At 47.6% G+C, this 15,993-nt stretch carries 18 protein-coding genes; 6 read left to right on the top strand and 12 right to left on the bottom strand.

Annotation, left to right across the window (positions count from 1 at the left end):
• Window positions 1–10: 10 nt before the first annotated feature.
• Window positions 11–1,249, bottom strand: a complete 1,239-nt coding sequence (locus G441_RS0111465) for an EAL and HDOD domain-containing protein (protein ID WP_026376481.1) — start codon at window positions 1,247–1,249, stop codon at window positions 11–13.
• A 110-nt stretch (window positions 1,250–1,359) separates the two neighbouring features.
• The gene (locus G441_RS0111460; RefSeq protein ID WP_026376480.1) at window positions 1,360–2,586 is read right to left on the bottom strand and encodes an EAL and HDOD domain-containing protein; all 1,227 of its coding nucleotides are present in this window, start codon (window positions 2,584–2,586) and stop codon (window positions 1,360–1,362) included.
• 295 nt (window positions 2,587–2,881) lie between these two features.
• Between G441_RS0111460 and rpoH the strand changes: the two genes are divergently transcribed.
• Complete coding sequence (rpoH, locus tag G441_RS0111455; RefSeq protein WP_026376479.1) at window positions 2,882–3,733, top strand: RNA polymerase sigma factor RpoH; 852 nt, start codon at window positions 2,882–2,884, stop codon at window positions 3,731–3,733.
• A 53-nt stretch (window positions 3,734–3,786) separates the two neighbouring features.
• Here rpoH and G441_RS0111450 read toward each other — a convergent pair whose 3' ends face one another.
• From G441_RS0111450 to pip, 3 genes are all read right to left on the bottom strand, one after another.
• On the bottom strand, window positions 3,787–4,686 hold the full coding sequence (locus G441_RS0111450) for a bifunctional GNAT family N-acetyltransferase/hotdog fold thioesterase (RefSeq protein ID WP_026376478.1): 900 nt from the start codon (window positions 4,684–4,686) through the stop codon (window positions 3,787–3,789).
• 76 nt (window positions 4,687–4,762) lie between these two features.
• On the bottom strand, window positions 4,763–5,200 hold the full coding sequence (gene dtd / locus G441_RS0111445; RefSeq protein ID WP_026376477.1) for a D-aminoacyl-tRNA deacylase: 438 nt from the start codon (window positions 5,198–5,200) through the stop codon (window positions 4,763–4,765).
• On the bottom strand, window positions 5,197–6,168 hold the full coding sequence (gene pip / locus G441_RS0111440) for a prolyl aminopeptidase (RefSeq protein ID WP_026376476.1): 972 nt from the start codon (window positions 6,166–6,168) through the stop codon (window positions 5,197–5,199). Before pip ends, dtd begins: the two co-directional genes overlap by 4 nt.
• 84 nt (window positions 6,169–6,252) lie before the next feature.
• On the opposite strand from pip, the gene G441_RS0111435 reads away from it, so the two are divergent.
• Window positions 6,253–6,486, top strand: a complete 234-nt coding sequence (locus G441_RS0111435; RefSeq protein ID WP_026376475.1) for a hypothetical protein — start codon at window positions 6,253–6,255, stop codon at window positions 6,484–6,486.
• A complete protein-coding gene (locus tag G441_RS0111430; protein WP_026376474.1) occupies window positions 6,486–7,115 on the top strand; it encodes a DUF2959 domain-containing protein in 630 nt (209 codons plus the stop codon). The genes G441_RS0111435 and G441_RS0111430 overlap by 1 nt, the downstream gene beginning before the upstream one ends.
• Window positions 7,116–7,361: 246 nt before the next feature.
• On the opposite strand, the gene G441_RS0111425 is transcribed toward G441_RS0111430, so the two are convergent.
• The 4 genes from G441_RS0111425 to metF all read right to left on the bottom strand — a co-directional run bounded on the left by G441_RS0111425 (window position 7,362) and on the right by metF (window position 10,067).
• Window positions 7,362–7,658 (bottom strand): type II toxin-antitoxin system RelE/ParE family toxin, encoded by a 297-nt coding sequence (locus tag G441_RS0111425; RefSeq protein WP_026376473.1) that lies wholly within the window; start codon window positions 7,656–7,658, stop codon window positions 7,362–7,364.
• The gene (locus tag G441_RS0111420) at window positions 7,655–7,885 is read right to left on the bottom strand and encodes a type II toxin-antitoxin system ParD family antitoxin (RefSeq protein ID WP_026376472.1); all 231 of its coding nucleotides are present in this window, start codon (window positions 7,883–7,885) and stop codon (window positions 7,655–7,657) included. The genes G441_RS0111425 and G441_RS0111420 overlap by 4 nt, the downstream gene beginning before the upstream one ends.
• Window positions 7,886–8,185: 300 nt before the next feature.
• Window positions 8,186–9,145 (bottom strand): virulence factor BrkB family protein, encoded by a 960-nt coding sequence (locus G441_RS18565; RefSeq protein ID WP_084407352.1) that lies wholly within the window; start codon window positions 9,143–9,145, stop codon window positions 8,186–8,188.
• A gap of 40 nt (window positions 9,146–9,185) precedes the next feature.
• Window positions 9,186–10,067, bottom strand: a complete 882-nt coding sequence (gene metF, locus G441_RS0111410; RefSeq protein WP_026376471.1) for a methylenetetrahydrofolate reductase — start codon at window positions 10,065–10,067, stop codon at window positions 9,186–9,188.
• A 137-nt stretch (window positions 10,068–10,204) separates the two neighbouring features.
• On the opposite strand from metF, the gene metJ reads away from it, so the two are divergent.
• Window positions 10,205–10,525, top strand: coding sequence for a met regulon transcriptional regulator MetJ (gene metJ / locus G441_RS0111405; RefSeq protein WP_026376470.1), 321 nt, complete (start codon window positions 10,205–10,207; stop codon window positions 10,523–10,525).
• 16 nt (window positions 10,526–10,541) lie between these two features.
• On the opposite strand, the gene G441_RS0111400 is transcribed toward metJ, so the two are convergent.
• A complete protein-coding gene (locus G441_RS0111400; RefSeq protein ID WP_026376469.1) occupies window positions 10,542–11,783 on the bottom strand; it encodes a malic enzyme-like NAD(P)-binding protein in 1,242 nt (413 codons plus the stop codon).
• A 335-nt stretch (window positions 11,784–12,118) separates the two neighbouring features.
• Complete coding sequence (gene rpmE, locus G441_RS0111395; RefSeq protein ID WP_026376468.1) at window positions 12,119–12,331, bottom strand: 50S ribosomal protein L31; 213 nt, start codon at window positions 12,329–12,331, stop codon at window positions 12,119–12,121.
• Between the two features lie 217 nt (window positions 12,332–12,548).
• Here rpmE and priA point away from each other — a divergent pair, with 217 nt between their 5' ends.
• Complete coding sequence (priA, locus tag G441_RS0111385) at window positions 12,549–14,738, top strand: primosomal protein N' (RefSeq protein WP_026376467.1); 2,190 nt, start codon at window positions 12,549–12,551, stop codon at window positions 14,736–14,738.
• A 1-nt stretch (window position 14,739) separates the two neighbouring features.
• Here the strand turns inward: priA and G441_RS0111380 are convergent, their stop codons facing one another.
• Window positions 14,740–15,108 (bottom strand): GNAT family N-acetyltransferase, encoded by a 369-nt coding sequence (locus G441_RS0111380; protein WP_169726078.1) that lies wholly within the window; start codon window positions 15,106–15,108, stop codon window positions 14,740–14,742.
• Window positions 15,109–15,326: 218 nt separating this feature from the next.
• Between G441_RS0111380 and G441_RS0111375 the strand changes: the two genes are divergently transcribed.
• The gene (locus G441_RS0111375; RefSeq protein WP_026376465.1) at window positions 15,327–15,872 is read left to right on the top strand and encodes an SPOR domain-containing protein; all 546 of its coding nucleotides are present in this window, start codon (window positions 15,327–15,329) and stop codon (window positions 15,870–15,872) included.
• Window positions 15,873–15,993: the final 121 nt, after the last annotated feature.

The raw sequence follows: 15,993 nt of genomic DNA, 5'->3' as shown, positions 1-15,993 counted from the left end.
TAAGCAAAAGTTATGGCACGGCTGCGGGGTAGTGCGGTGAGATAGATTGTCTGACGCTGTTGCCCCATACAATCGCTTCGTTGAATAAACTGTGCAGTCGCTTCTGGTCGATGTTCAGCGCCTCGGCAAGACGAATGACGTTTAGCCAGGTCGCGCTTTCGAACGCTTTTACCAGCGCCAGATACATGGACAGCTCACTCTTTTTACCTAGTAGCGCATCGCTCACTTCTTCGACTAGCGGGATTTGCGACAATACCTGTTCCATTTTTTGATCCAACAGGGCATCAAGTAATGAGAACAGACCCACTAAAAATCCTGTCGGCGGGTTGCTGCCAATGCCTTTCTCTTTGGCGACCAGGTCGCAAAAATGGGCTCTTACCAGTGACATATGCAGCAGTTCCATGGGCTTATCATCACCAAGGTTTGCCAAGGCTAGCAGAGCAACAAATTTCTTGATCTCAACTTCACCCATGTACGTCAGCGCGTGACGTAATGAATTGATTTTGTAACGCTTGTTTATCGTTGGGTTATTGATGAATTTCAGCAGCATATAAGACAGCGCTGCGTCTCTTGAAATAATATCGTTAACTTTGTCAATGCTGAACTCAGAGCTTGAACTCTCGCCAATCAGCTGTACCAGTGTCATTTTGGAAGCAGGCAGAGGTGCAACTGGTTTGAGGTTTTCAGGTTTAGCAAAGAAGTATCCCTGAAAGTAGTTGAACCCAAGCTCACGACAGATCGAGAAGTCACGCTGGCTGTCAACGTGCTCAGCCACTAATGTTACGTCCGCATCCAGAAAACGAGGTAAGTTTTGCTCGATAATATCGTAATTACTTTTAACGATATCGACCTTCACCACATCGATGATTGGCAATAAGCTGGATTTGCCACTCAACAGCCCCGGGTCGTCTAATGCCAGTTTGTAGCCCATGTCTTTGATGTGTCTACATGCCGAGATCAACGTATGGTTATTGGAGGGGTCCTCATCAATTTCGATGACGACCGTTTCGGGATCTAACGAGGTAGGGAAACGTTCCAGTAAGGTATCTGAGCTGAAGTTGATAAACGAGGTTTTATCACAGGCAATGTCATTCAACCCAAGGGTATGATAATGCTTGGCGATGAGATCGGCTTTGGCCGGATCTTCTTTTGGATATGTCCCGCCTTTGCCATCACGAAACAACAACTCATATGCGAATACGTCCTTTTCGCGATCAAGAATGGGTTGTCTCGCTATAAAAGCAAACATGTTTACACCTGAGTAATAATATTCCGCCAGCGTCTCATATTATGTCGACCGTGAATATCAATTTCCGTATTAAGTCAGTATTTTTACACAATATCGCTAAATAGATCTACTCAGTGCTGCTTTGCAGCAATATTCCGCATCGCATTGCCCCACTTTATTGCTTCATTATAAAAGCCTTGCAGCGCGACCTGCTGCAAACCATATTTTTTGGCTGCTTTACTGATGGTTGGCCAGTTACCTGTTTCAAAAGCGCGAACCATCAACAGGTAATCTCGCAATGTACCCGATTCCCCTCGTAACGCCTTTTTAACATCGTCAGTTAAGGGCACCTTTTCAACCAGGTCCTGCATTGGCTGATCAAGCAGGACATCAAGCAGTGAAAACAGGCCTAGTAAAAACCCCTTTGGGGGATCCATTGAGTCTTTGCGCGCTACCGAAATGAGTTCGCAGAATTTGGCCCTTACAAGAGATAAATGCAACAGTTCCACAGGCTTGTCGTCGCCCATATTCGCTAACGCCAGCAGCGCGATAAACTTTTTCACTTCCAGTTCACCCAGATAATTCAGTGCATGGCGAAGCGAATCTATACGATGCCGCTTACTAAATAGCGGGTTGTTAATAAAGCGCAGTAGCAGGTAGGACAGGGCTACATCTCGTTCGATAATCGAGTTAACTTTGTCGAAGTCAAAATCGATAGAGGAAGAAACACCGACCAGTTCCAACATGGATAGCTTGGAAGAAGAGATATTCTTATGTTTCAACACCTGCGGACGGGCTAGAAAATATCCCTGAAAGTAATCAAACCCCAGCTCCACATAGTGATTAAACTGTTTTTCCGTTTCCACCCGCTCTGCGATGAGTTTGATTTTACGCGCTTTAAGGGCATCGATGCCCTTTAGCATTTTGTCAGCATCGCATTCTTCTATATCCACTTTTACGATTTGCACAAACTCCAGATATGGGTCCCATTTGGCATCAAAATCGTAATCATCCAGGGCCAATGTATAGCCCAATTGACGAACATGCTTGCAGGCCTGCAGCAGTTCACTTGTGGTTTCGACGGTTTCGACCACTTCAATAACCACATTCATTGGATCTAACGATGTGGGGAATCGGTACAGCAAAGTGTCTTGATGAAAGTTAATATACGCCTGTTTGCCACAGGTAATTTCTTCGACACCAAGGCCAAGATGACTGGCAGTGAGGATCTTAGACGTTGCCTCATCGGGTGGAATATCCGGATAGCAATTTTTCATACCATCACGGAACAACAGTTCATAGGCAACAACGTTCTTGTCGCTGTCACAAATAGGCTGGCGTGCTACATAGGCGTACATCTGAAAACTCTCCACTCAACTATGCGCTGTCCGTGGCAACAAAAGTGCAACATCCGCTTACAGTTTAAACATAATGCAACGCCGACAAAACGTTTAATGTTGATATGACGCAAAAAGACCCCATATCCTCCCGTTGGAATGCAACTTTTTCGACCTTGATAGGGTCTACTAAGCGTAGAAATAAAACCGGCAGGTTGCTTATCGGTTTTGACGAAGACGTCAATCGAGATAAATCAGTGGCGAGCTTGAAATGGCTCTGATAGCATTAGCAGCCCTAGAAATACATGAGGTGATTATGGCCGATAAAATGCAAACAATGGCATTGTCTGTTCCCCACAGCGGGAGCATAGAGAGCTATATTCAGGCTGTCAGCTCAATTGATATGCTGAGCGCGGAAGAAGAACGCTCTCTGGCTGAAAAATTACAACGCGACGACGATTTGGAAGCGGCGCGTAAGTTGGTTATGTCGCATCTGCGCTTCGTAGTCCACATTGCGAAATCATATTCAGGATACGGCCTGCCTCAGGCAGATTTGATTCAGGAAGGTAATATCGGACTGATGAAGGCGGTTAAGCGTTTCGACCCAACGGTGGGCGTACGTCTGGTATCGTTCGCTGTACACTGGATAAAAGCGGAAATTCACGAGTTTGTATTGCGCAACTGGCGTATTGTTAAAGTGGCGACCACTAAGGCACAGCGCAAATTGTTCTTCAACTTGCGTAAAGCGAAAAAGCGCCTTGGCTGGTTCACTCACGAAGAAGTGCAAACCGTCGCAGACGAATTGGGTGTGAGTACGAAAGAAGTGCTGCAAATGGAAGCACGCATGAGCAGTCAGGATCAGGCATTTGATTTGTCTGCTGATGACGATGAAAACGGTAACTTTGCACCGGTGCAGTATCTTGAAGATAAAAGCGCCGACGTAGAAACTGATGTTATCAACACTGACTGGGAAAAGAACGCCACACAGCGTTTATATTCCGCAATCAAAACACTTGATGAACGCAGCCAGCACATTATTGAAACGCGCTGGTTGGCGGAAGATAAAACTACGCTGCAGGATCTTGCCGATATGTACCAGGTGTCTGCCGAGAGGGTGCGTCAAATCGAGAAGAATGCAATGAAAAAGCTTCAGGCTGCGATGGCATAACATATTGCGGTTTTGAAAAAGCACCGAAAGGTGCTTTTTTTATATCTGCTAGTTTATTTTGGTGGTAATACCCAATATACACCGGCAAACTCAGCAACTGGTGTATCACCATCCAGAATTTCCACGCGTAGCGAAATCCGACATTTCTTACCCTTTTTTAAATGTTCGTACTTCGCATCAATCGATTCTATGTGGCAAAGGGCTCTTGGTTGCAGTGTGATAGGTTTGTGATAGTGAATATCACCATCTCCCAGAACTATCTCACCTTGTAAGCTTTTATCTCTCAGTTGCAGATATATCATGCCCCAGCCGGTCAGTGTTGCCAGTGAAAAAATACTGCCGGCAAACATGCTGCCATGCAGGTTAATGTTTTTATTCAACGATGCACGAGTTTCCAGCGTTTTACCCGAGTACTGATGCAGCTTAATACCCATCTGCTCCGAAATAGGGATGGTGTCATACCAGGTATTCTGTAGCTCCTCGCACCAATCAGCATGTAACATCAAGTCTGATGACGACTGTAACTGCTTGACCATTTGCTGACGTTTTAACTCACCCAGTTCATTGGGCGCCTGCTTTTCAATTTCATACCCACAGGACTGAAAGAACGGAATGGACAATTCACGACTGTTGGTCACTGTCCGCACAGCACCCTGCTCGCGAGCGACAGCCTCCAGAGCATTAACGATCATTTTGCCCAAGCCTTTGCCCTGTTGATCGGGATGTACGGCAATATGCCTGATTTGTGCCTCTTCCGAGGTATTCAGGTGTACGCGACCACAGGCTAGCACTGTGCCTTTGGAGTCTATGATAGTGCGATGTTCACTGACCGTCTCATATTCATCCTTCTCTGAGCCTGGAGGATAATTCCAGGGCTTACGCAACATCTCCCAGCGAAACTGGAAATAACTTTCCAATTCCTGGTCGGTCTGTGGAGTGTGGACTCTGAACATATTTTCCTGATGTGCTTATGTGGATCCGGTTAATCACACATTAACATGAAATAACATGAAGAAGGATGCTGTCACCTTATACCTGTAGTGTAAATGTTACCGGACCATCATTGATTAGCGCGACTTTCATATCTGCACCAAACTGCCCGGTGGCGCAGTCTATCCCTGATAGTCGAACCTGATTGATAAAATTTTCATAGCAGGTTTTGCCTAGTTCTGGCGATGCGCCGCGGGAAAACCCTGGTCTGGACCCTTTTCTGGTATCAGCGACTAATGTGAACTGCGAGACCACCAGTACTTGTCCGTTGACCTGCTTGACGTTGAGATTCATCTTGTCGTCCTGGTCACTGAAAATTCTGTAATTAAGTACCTTGTCGCATAGGCGCTGTGTTTTACTAATGTCGTCGTCACGTTCAACGCCCAGCAAGACTAATATACCTTTGCCAATCTCTCCGATGATTTCATCATTGACCGTCACTGAGGCTTGTTGGACGCGTTGAATAAGTGCTATCAAATGGACGACTCCTGTAAAAAGGCTGCCATTGCTTCATTCGCTTTAACCAATGCTTCTGCAATGGATGGCTCTGATGCGCTGTGTCCTGCATCAGGTACTATGAGGAGACGGCTGTTAGGCCAGTGCTCAGATAGAGTATGGGCCGCTTCCATTTTGCATACGATGTCGTAACGACCCTGGATGATGGTGCCAGGAATATGTTTTATCTTGTCGATGTGATTGATAATGGCATTTTCACTGACGAAACAATGGTGTTTCAGGTAGTGGCACTCCATGAGTGCCAGACTGATCGCCCGGTGCACATTATCGTGCTCCAGAGGATCACCGTGTGGGTGTTGTAAGCGCGAGATCCTTTCTTCCCATCCACACCAAGCGCGCACCGCCGCCATCTTGTGCACCTCATCATTGCACGTCATTGCCTGATAATACGCTTCGCATAATGCCTGTACGTCATCATGCTCGCCCACCGGTTCGATAAACTTTTGATAATGTTCAGTGAATATCTGGGCAGCGCCACCTTCCTTGGATAAAAACCAGTATCTGTCCTGCTCACGGGCCAGGAAAATGCCGCGCAATACCATGGCTTTGACACTCACTGGATCATCGATTGCAGCAAGTAATGCCAGAGTCGCGCCCCAGGAGCCGCCAAATAATACCCACTGCTCGATATTCAGATGCTTGCGTAACATGCGGATATCAGCCAGCAGATGAGCAGTGGTGTTGTTCTCTAGGCTGGCAAAAGGTGTTGAACGCCCGCTGCCGCGCTGGTCCATGCCGATGATAAAGTAGAGATGAGGGTTGAACAGACGCCGATAATCATCTGACATGCCCGCCCCAGGGCCGCCATGCAGGCACAGCACAGGAATGCCGTTCGGGTTGCCTGATGTTTCGACATAAAGGCTATGACCATCATCAGTGTTTAGCATTTCACTGTGATTGATAGATAAAGGCGGGAACAGTGCGGTCATTGATTAAGTGTTTGTTAAATGCATCGAATTATTTTAATTTAGCAAACTACGAATAAATGTCATTGAGAAAACACGAGGATTAATATGGCAGGTCAAGGTTCAGGCGGCAACGTCATAGCAGCGATTTGTAGCTTTTTCATTCCAGGCTTAGGTCAGCTGGTGCAAGGCAGAATAATGGCTGCACTGATGTTTTTTATCATTCCGGCGGTATGCTATGCCCTCACTGCAACTGTCATTCTTGCTATCTTGTGGCCAGTAGGTGCAATTTTCCACCTGTGGGCAATTATTGATGCAGCAAGGTACAAAGGGGCCAGCTGATGCGCCTGCTCATTATTTCACTGATGCTTATGCTGGCTGGCTGCCAGAGCGCCTACTATTCAGCATGGGAATCTTTGGGCGTTGAGAAGCGCGATATTCTTGTCGACAGGGTCGAAGATGCTCGTGGATCGCAAGAAGAAGCACAGCAGCAATTTAGCTCTGCATTAGAACAGTTCTCAACACTAATTAATTTCGATGGCGGTGAATTACAAACCGTCTACGAAGAGTTGAGTGACCAATATGATGCAAGCGAGGCATCTGCTGAGCGAGTGCGTAGCCACATCAGTAAGGTCGAGAGTGTAGCTGAGGCACTCTTTGAAGAGTGGGAAGAAGAACTTACGCAGATCTCCAACGCCAACCTGAGAAGAGACAGCGACCGCAAACTCCGCGAGACTAAGCGTCGCTACTCAAGTATGGTTGGAGCAATGCGAAATGTTGAAAAAAGCATGGATCCGGTACTCACATCGCTACGTGATAATGTGCTTTACCTCAAACATAACCTCAACGCTAATGCGGTAGGTGCACTGCAGGGTGAATTGACCAATATTAAGCGTGATGTAGATTCGCTTATTAAAGAAATGAATGACGCTATCGCACGCTCAAATGCATTCATTGCTGAGATGCAATAAACGGTAATCGCCTACTAAAGATAATTAATGCTCCCACACCAGTGGGAGCGCATTTTCTGCCATGCCTGTAAACAAGCGGTCATATCAATTAAGCTATATTCAAACCATCACTGTTGCAGCAGTTGCCCTAAGACAACCTTCTATTAGTCACGATCGCGACAGCACTGGTCTGTTGAAGACAAGCAGTAAACATTCAATGAGTAGTTGGTTACTCTGATTTGAACTGGTGCTCTGTAACTATGTGTTTCAATCCGATAGATGCATGGAGTATTTCATTTGTTGATGAAGCACCCTAACGACGAAAATGCCGTCATCGACTTTTTTATAGAAGACCATATGCCTATGAACCGGGAATTGTAGGTAACTCTTTCTGATCTCCTCTACTGAAGTACCTATGCTAGGGGTTTCTGCCAAAATAATCAGAGCTTCGTGAAGGGCGACAAGATAGGCCTCAGCTTGAATTGTGCCATGAGCATTGACTGAATAATCGTAAATCCCCGAGATGTCCTCTTCTGCTTTGTTGGAGAGGGTATAGTTAATCATTTTGAGGCTCTGGTTTTCTTCTCTTGAATAATGTCTAAGACACTATTAGTGCTTTTCCCGCTCAACTCACCTTCTATCAGAGCTAAGCTAATTGCCTCTCGCTCACTCTGGTTGCGACGTACTAAGTCGCGAATATAATCACTGGCGTTAGCGAATTTGCCAGTTTTTACTTGCTCATCAATCCACGTACGCATTTCGTCTGGAAGCGATACATTTAGTGTTGCCATGTTCTAATTCCGGATACTCACCATTGATAAAATCATGGCAGATATTGGCAAAGATTGCCAATGTTATGGCAGCAGTTTGGGCTGACAGATGACCATAGAGCGCTAAGTTAACGACCGCTTTTAGCCGTCTCTTGTCGTTGAGCACCATCAAAATCAGACTGTCTGCAATACGTACCAAGGAGATCCTGCTATGCATCAGGATGACCAGCCGGTTTATGTGATTTTCTGGTCCGAGAGAGGTGTTGGAAAGGAACGTGGTTTATGTCGTCGCTACGGTATGCCAACGAACGAAGCCAACGTTTACCCTGCTTTTGTATGTGGGTCTACATGCTTAGACGTGTCTTCCGCCTTTTCGACTACAGCAAAACCAGCTTCATCTGCGCCAGGCTTTTCGTTTTTATTTTCCATCAACTCCTCAATGGTGCAGGTGAACTCAGCGCCAAGCAGGACAACAATCCAGGATAAATAAACCCATACAAACAGGATAGGAATAACGGCCAATGCCCCATAAATGACCTGGTATGAGGGAAAACTTGATACATAAAAAGCAAAAGCTTTCTTGGTCAGTTCAAACAACAACGTCGCCAGTAAAGCACCGTACAACGCGTGGCCGGTTTTAACCTGTTTATTAGGTACCAACATATAGACCAGCTGAAATGCCAGTACGGCGGTAATAAATGGCACAAATTTCAGAAATACAGTGCCTAAGCCGGGCGTATATTCTTCGGCAAAATTTGCCAGAGCCACCAGATACGAACTGACTATTACGCTCGAGCCTATTAGTAACGGACCGAGAGTCAGTACCATCCAATAGATAGCCAGTGTGTAAATCATCGGCCTTTCAATTTTATTGCGCCAAATACGATTGAGCGTCTTATCGATATTAGAAATCAGTAACAGCGCAACAACGACCAGCGACAAGATACCCACCATGCCCATTTCAGATGCATTACCCACAAATTGGGTGATGTACTCACGCATTACTTCGCCTGAATGCGGGACGAAGTTGTCGAAAATAAAGCTTTCTAAATCTTCCCGTACTGCAGCAAACGCCGGAAATGCCTGGATCATGGTGAAAAACACCATAATAAAAGGCACCAGAGATAGCAGGGATACGTAGGCCAGATGCCCCGCCGTAATAGCGATTTCGTCTTCTTTACTGCGTCGCAAAAACGTCACGAGTACCAAACGAGGAGAAGGTAGTTCGTTCTTAAAGTTTGTCAGCCAGTTTTGCACGGCAGTTGTTATCTTTTGTTTCATATCAACAGTGTAGCGTGGCCAACTGGCAGAACAACTGTTTTTATCGCCTGACGCCTAACATGTGGCAAATCGCATAACTTAGTTCACTGCGGTTAAGGGTGTAAAAATGAAAATGGCGCACGCCTTCTTTGGCCAGGACCTTTACGAGGTCCATTGCAATGCTGGCGCCAAGCAGGTTACGGGTGGTCTGGTCATCTTCGTCCAGCCCCTCAAAGAGCTTGTGTAACCAGCCCGGCACGTGAACATTAGTGAAGCCTGCAAATCGCAGTAAGGTGTGGTAGTTCGTTACTGGCAGAATGCCGGGGACAATGTCCAGGTCAATGCCTGCTGCTGCGGCTCTGTCGCGAAAACGCAGAAACACTTCAGCATCAAAAAAGAATTGCGTGATCGCTTCAGTCGCCCCTGCTTCAGCTTTGCGTTTTAAGTTAAGCAAATCAAACTGGGCGTTCGGTGCCTCTGGGTGCTTTTCAGGATAGGCAGCCACTGAGATATCAAAGTCGGCAACGTCTTTGAGCAATCCAACTAAATCAGAGGCATACATATCAGGCTTTTGCATGCCCTCGGGTAAATCTCCCCTGAGCGCAACAATGCGACGAATACCACTGTCCCAATAGTCTTGTGCAATCTGACGCAGTTCGTCTTTGCTGGCGTCTACGCATGTCAGATGAGGTACGGCAGCTATGCCGGTCTCATTATGGATACGCTTTACCACGTCATGGGTTCTGTCACGCTCACCGCTGTTGGCACCATAGGTCACAGACATGTAGGCCGGTTTGAGTGGCGCGAGACGCTGCACTGATTTCCATAGCGTCGCTTCCATTTTTTCAGTTTTTGGTGGGAAGAATTCGAATGACACATCGATATCGCGTAGCTCAGACAGCGACTGGTTTAGTGCATCTATACCTTGTGCGTAGGAAACCATGTTGTACCCTTTGGACGTTTAGACGTCTAAATTACTTCTTGTACGTAAAGCCGTCAAGGTGTTTAGAAGGCTATAATTGACGTTTTGTACGTAACCTTTAGAATTCATCATTATAACTTACGCTGTGAGAGAGCATTATGGCCGACTGGAACGGGGAATATATTCATCCCTATGCGGAGCACGGAAAAAAGAGTGAGCAGGTAAAGAAAGTCACGGTTTCGATACCGGTAAAAGTATTGAAAGTACTCACCGACGAACGCACTCGCCGCCAAGTTAATAACTTACGTCATGCGACCAATTCAGAATTGCTCTGTGAAGCGTTTTTGCACGCGTTTACTGGCCAACCATTGCCCAGCGATGATGACCTGCGAAAAGACAACCCTGAACGTATTCCTGCCGCCGCCCGTCGCATAATGGAAGAAATGGGGCTCGCACCGTCGCCAGAAGAATCAGACTGACGACGGCGGCGTTATTTTATTGGTAGTGAGCGGGCAGTTCCGTTAGTTCCGCCACGCCTGATGCAATGGCCGCTCTGGCAACGGCGCCAGCAACCCGGTTTAATAGCCTCGGATCCATGGGCTTCGGGATAATATACTCCCTTCCGAAAGTCAGTGATGCCGCGTTGCTCGCGTCGAGTACTTCCTGAGGAACCTCTTCTTTAGCGATATTACGAATGGCGTCCACGGCGGCAACTTTCATTTCATCGTTGATGGCCGATGCGCGGACATCTAACGCGCCCCTGAAGATAAACGGAAAGCACAAAACATTGTTGACCTGATTAGGATAGTCCGAACGTCCGGTGGCGATGATCACATCGCTGCGAGCCTTAAGTGCTAACTCCGGCTTAATTTCAGGATCAGGATTGGAACAGGCAAAGACCACAGGGTTATCAGCCATTAATGTCAGCGCTTCCGGCGATAATAAATTCGGCCCGGATACCCCAACAAACACATCCGCATCTTCCATTACATCTTCCAGCGTGCGTTTGTCTGTATTATTGGCGAACAGCATTTTATGTGGTGTCAGATCGTCGCGGCGGGTGTGGATCACGCCCTTGCGATCCAGCATGTAAATACGCTCACGCTGGGCGCCACACTTGATAAGTAACTCCATACAGGCAACCGCCGCTGCGCCAGCCCCCATACAGACAATGGTCACGTCATGGATGTGTTTTCCCTGGATTTCCAGCGCGTTCAGCATGCCGGCAGCGGTAACAATAGCCGTGCCGTGTTGGTCGTCATGAAAAATCGGTACATTGCAGCGACGGATCAATTCCTGCTCGATTTCAAAGCATTCTGGTGCTTTTATATCCTCAAGGTTGATACCGCCGAACGTATCGGCAATATTGGCGACGGTGTTAATAAACTCTTCTGTAGTTCGGTGTTTTACTTCGATATCTATCGAGTCCAGCCCCGCGAATCGTTTGAATAATAGTGCCTTGCCTTCCATAACAGGTTTAGATGCAAGCGGACCGAGGTTTCCCAGTCCAAGAATAGCTGTGCCGTTAGAAATGACAGCTACCATGTTGCCTTTGGCTGTGTAGCGATATGCTGCGCTTGGGTCTGCTGCAATTTCTCTCACTGGTTCAGCTACACCAGGGCTATAAGCAAGCGCCAGGTCGTTAACACTTTCAGCAGGTTTAGTCAGTTCTACACTTATTTTTCCGGGTACAGGGAGTGCGTGGTAATCAAGGGCTCTTTGCCGAAAATCCGCCATGTTTAATGTAATCCTTTGGGTACGAGGTTATTAACTGTTTTTTTACCGCTACGAACCACCTTTTTATTTTCCGCAACTGCTGAGGGTTGTGATTGCACTATGCTGTGCATACGGCGTATTCGCGCATTACTGATGACTGTAGCATACAAGTGCATGATGGCCATATGAGATATGTTTGTTTTACGTCAACCTTTCACCGAGAGAAGACAGTGGCTTATTTACAACGTGAACGGGGCTTGACAGGACATCTGTAATTGGGAGGAAGCGCGGAGTATGGAATATTCAAGACACAAAAAAAGGGAGCCATGCTCCCTTTTTCGAAACCGAGTTTAGGCTTACTTTTTGCCCAATGCACCGAAGCGCTTTTTGAAGCGGTCTACGCGGCCGCCAGTGTCAACGTTACGCTGCTTACCAGTATAAAACGGGTGGCAAGAAGAGCACACGTCCAGGTTCAGGTCTTTGTTTACAGTTGAACGGATTTTCATCACGTTACCGCAAGAACATGTCGCTGTGATTTCCTGATAGTCAGGATGGATACCTTGTTTCATGGGTCACCTCATCATCAAGGCCGCATCGCTAACCAGCCCGAAGCTGGCCACCATACGTGATTATAATGTTGGCCGCCTGGTCATGAAAAGGTTTCCATTTCCAGGGCTTGCCGCAAAGAGGCGCGCATATTAATGTATCGCAGTTTCACGATCAAGGTTTTTCGCCTCCTTGCAGGTGGTTCACACCTTCACATTTACGGATTTTATTGACGTTAGCATGCCCGTTTATCAGATTGCGCTTCCGGTGCCAAAACGCCAGACCTATATGTATACCAGTGATCAGTGTCTTCACGATGGAGTCAGGGTGCAGGTGCCGTTTGCTGGCCGCAGCCTTATTGGTATCGTGATGGGCCAGGCCAGCGACACAGAACACCGTGACATCACTCTCAAAAATGTAGATCGTGTGCTTGATACAAGGCCGTTGTTCACTCCTCTCATGCTGTCATTGTGTCAGTGGCTAAGTCAGTACTATCAGCATCCCATTGGTGACGTGCTGTTTACCTGTCTGCCCGCTGCGTTACGAAAGGATAACCCTAGTGAACCGGGGCCTGTGGAAGTCGTCAGCTTAGCGGTTGATATCGATACGGCGCGACAACAGACGGCGCGAGCACCGAAACAACGCACGCTTGTTGAGATGTTGTCTCAGGGAGGTCGGCGCGTTCAAGATGTGCGTGACCTGTTAACCAGCGCTATTAAACGAGCCATGCTTGATAAGGCAATTATCAAAGTAGAGAGTCAACCATATACACCCGAGCAAGACTGGCAAGCTAATTTGCGTTTAGGTGAAAAGCCCCATGCCAACGCAGAGCAGGCGCTGGCGATCAGCGCAATAACGTCACAGCTCGGTCGTTTCGGGGTGTTTTTGCTCGAGGGTGTCACCGGTAGTGGCAAAACTGAAGTCTATTTGCAGGCTATCGAAGAAGTCCTTTTACAAGGCCAACAGGTTCTGGTTTTGGTTCCAGAGATTGGTTTGACACCACAAACCGTGCTGCGCTTTTCGCAGCGCTTTGGCAGCCGTATTGGCGTGCTGCATTCTGGGCTAAGCGATAATGAACGATTGAGAGTATGGCAACAAAGCCGGGATGGCGAAATCGGCCTGATCATTGGCACTCGCAGTGCGATATTCACGCCCATGCAGACACCCGGACTGATCATCGTTGATGAAGAGCATGATTTGTCCTACAAACAGCAGGATGGTTTGCGTTACCACGCGCGTGATTATGCTGCAAAGCGGGCGAAACAGGAAAATATTCCGCTGGTGTTAGGTAGCGCTACGCCGAGTCTCGAGACATTGCAAAATGCCTTGTCCAACCGTTATCAGCATTTGATTCTGTCACATCGTGCGGGCAACGCCCGTCCGCCAACGCAGCACCTTATGGATATTCGCGAGCAACCGCTGAGGGTGGGTATCGCCGCTGGCATGACTCAACGAATACGCCAACATCTGGAGAGAGGTAATCAGGTCTTACTGTTCATCAATCGTCGCGGATACGCACCGGCGTATGTATGTCATCAGTGTGGACATGTTGAAAGCTGTCGCCGCTGTGACAAACCCTATACCGTGCATCGTCAATTAAATAAGTTGCAGTGTCATCACTGTGCCAGTGCCCGGCCAATTCCCAAAACCTGCAACCAATGCCATCAGGACGCCATGTTTGGTGTTGGGGTGGGGACTGAACAGCTTGAACAAGGACTTAATACGCTGTTTCCGGAGCGAAAAGTACTGCGTCTTGACAGCGATACGGTGAAAGGTAAAGGCAAATTGTCGTCACAGCTTGATAAAGTCAATCAGCCTGAATATCAGCTGCTGGTCGGCACGCAGATTCTGTCCAAAGGCCATCATTTTCCGCGGGTCACACTGGTTGTGGTTTTGGATGCAGATGGTGCTCTGTTCAGCGGTGATTTCCGAGCGTCCGAACATCTCGCGCAGTTGGTGACGCAATTGGCTGGACGCGCAGGCAGAGCGGAGCAACCCGGAGAGATGTGGCTACAAACCCATAATCCAGGGCACCCGCTATTGCAAGATCTGACCAACAACGGTTATCAACATTTTGCCCGATATGCTTTGTTGGAACGAAAGCATGCTCACTTACCGCCATTTACCTATCAGGCACTGTTAAGAGCTGAGGCCACGCACGCCAGCCTACCTCATGCATTTCTGTCTCGTTGCAGGGAAATGCTTAATGAGATGTTGCAAAGCAGTGCAGCGTCTTTGCAAATCATTGGCCCACTGCCATCGCTGATGGAAAAGCGCCAGGGCAAATATCGTATGCAATTGCTGCTACAAAGCTCGCAACGCAGCACCTTACACCGACTATTATCTCCTCTCTTACTGCAGCTTGAGAATGTGCCGGAAGCACGAAAGGTGCGCTGGTCTGTGGACGTTGATCCGCAGGATTTCACTTAATTCAGTTAGGTAGTTTTATTTCGAGCAATGGCAGGCATCGATTCTCAATACTGCCTGACGCCACTGTGCCGGTTTGTACGGCACCGAATCGTTGGTAAAAGCCAACCGCGTGCGGGTCGGATTCAATTCTCAAGGTATGAACTTTGGACTGAACTGCGCTCTGCAAAACATCCTGCATTAATACGCTGCCAATGCCCTTTTTCATCATCACGGGTGAAACAAACAGCGCTTCTATGGACCAGCTGCCGGGGTGGCTATACGCTAGTGTGTAAAACCCAGCAGGATGATCGTCAACCTGCGCGACGATTGTCGAAAAATCGCCTGCCAGGCAGTCAGGTGTGACGGTTAATTCGGCTTTGCAACTGTCCATGAAAGACTCGTCATAGCCCCAGGAAGCTTTAGCCTTTATAGCTATTTGAGTCAGCACTAAACAATCGTCTACACGTGCTTGGCGAAGCGTAATTAATTGCGACATAAATTTTGTTTCACAGCGCTTAGGCGGTAGTATTCATGCGTAATTCCACGTTACACTACATTACGATATTTTTCTGTTTTCACGTTGTTCATTTCCTCTGATTTAGCAGTATTATGGCGCATAAAGATTATGTCGCGCGTGGCCGCGCGCCGGCGAAGAAAAACACCAAAAAGCAACCCGACAGAGCTCCAATTCCCTGGTTGAGGCTGATCATCACCTTAACGCTTGTAGGTGCGTTCGGATATTTTCTATGGAGTATTAAGGATAGTGCAGAGGAAGCGCCTGCAAGCTCCGATATTGTCGTAAGTGAAACGCAGGAAGAGGATGCGTTACCGGAATTACCCAAAGAAGAATGGGAATTTATTAAGACGTTACCGGGCTATGAAGTGGAAGTTGATGTACCCGAGCATCAACAGTCAGACAAGCGCTACCTTATGCAATGCGGCTCATTCCGTTCTGATGAACAAGCCAGCGAGATGCGTGCACGTATCGCGATGCAAGGGCTTGAATCGCAAATTCGACCCAGTGAAGGCGATAATGGACGTTGGTATCGCGTTATTCTCGGACCCTACGAGAGTAAACGTGATGCGGAACGTGACAAGCACGCTCTCAGACGGATTAGCATCACTACCTGTCAAATTTGGTACTGGAATTTATAAGCCGCTACAGCCTGTGGCTTGAAATTTACCAGTCGTCCCCCACATCTAGCCTTATTACACAAACGGGCGCAGCATATTATCGGCTCAGCAAGGGGCTGAGCCACGCCCGAGAACTCACACA

It is taken from the genome of Aestuariibacter salexigens DSM 15300 (assembly GCF_000429145.1).
GTDB lineage: Bacteria > Pseudomonadota > Gammaproteobacteria > Enterobacterales > Alteromonadaceae > Aestuariibacter > Aestuariibacter salexigens.
Note: the sequence above shows the minus strand (reverse complement) of the source record. Positions and strands in the feature narration are given on the sequence as shown.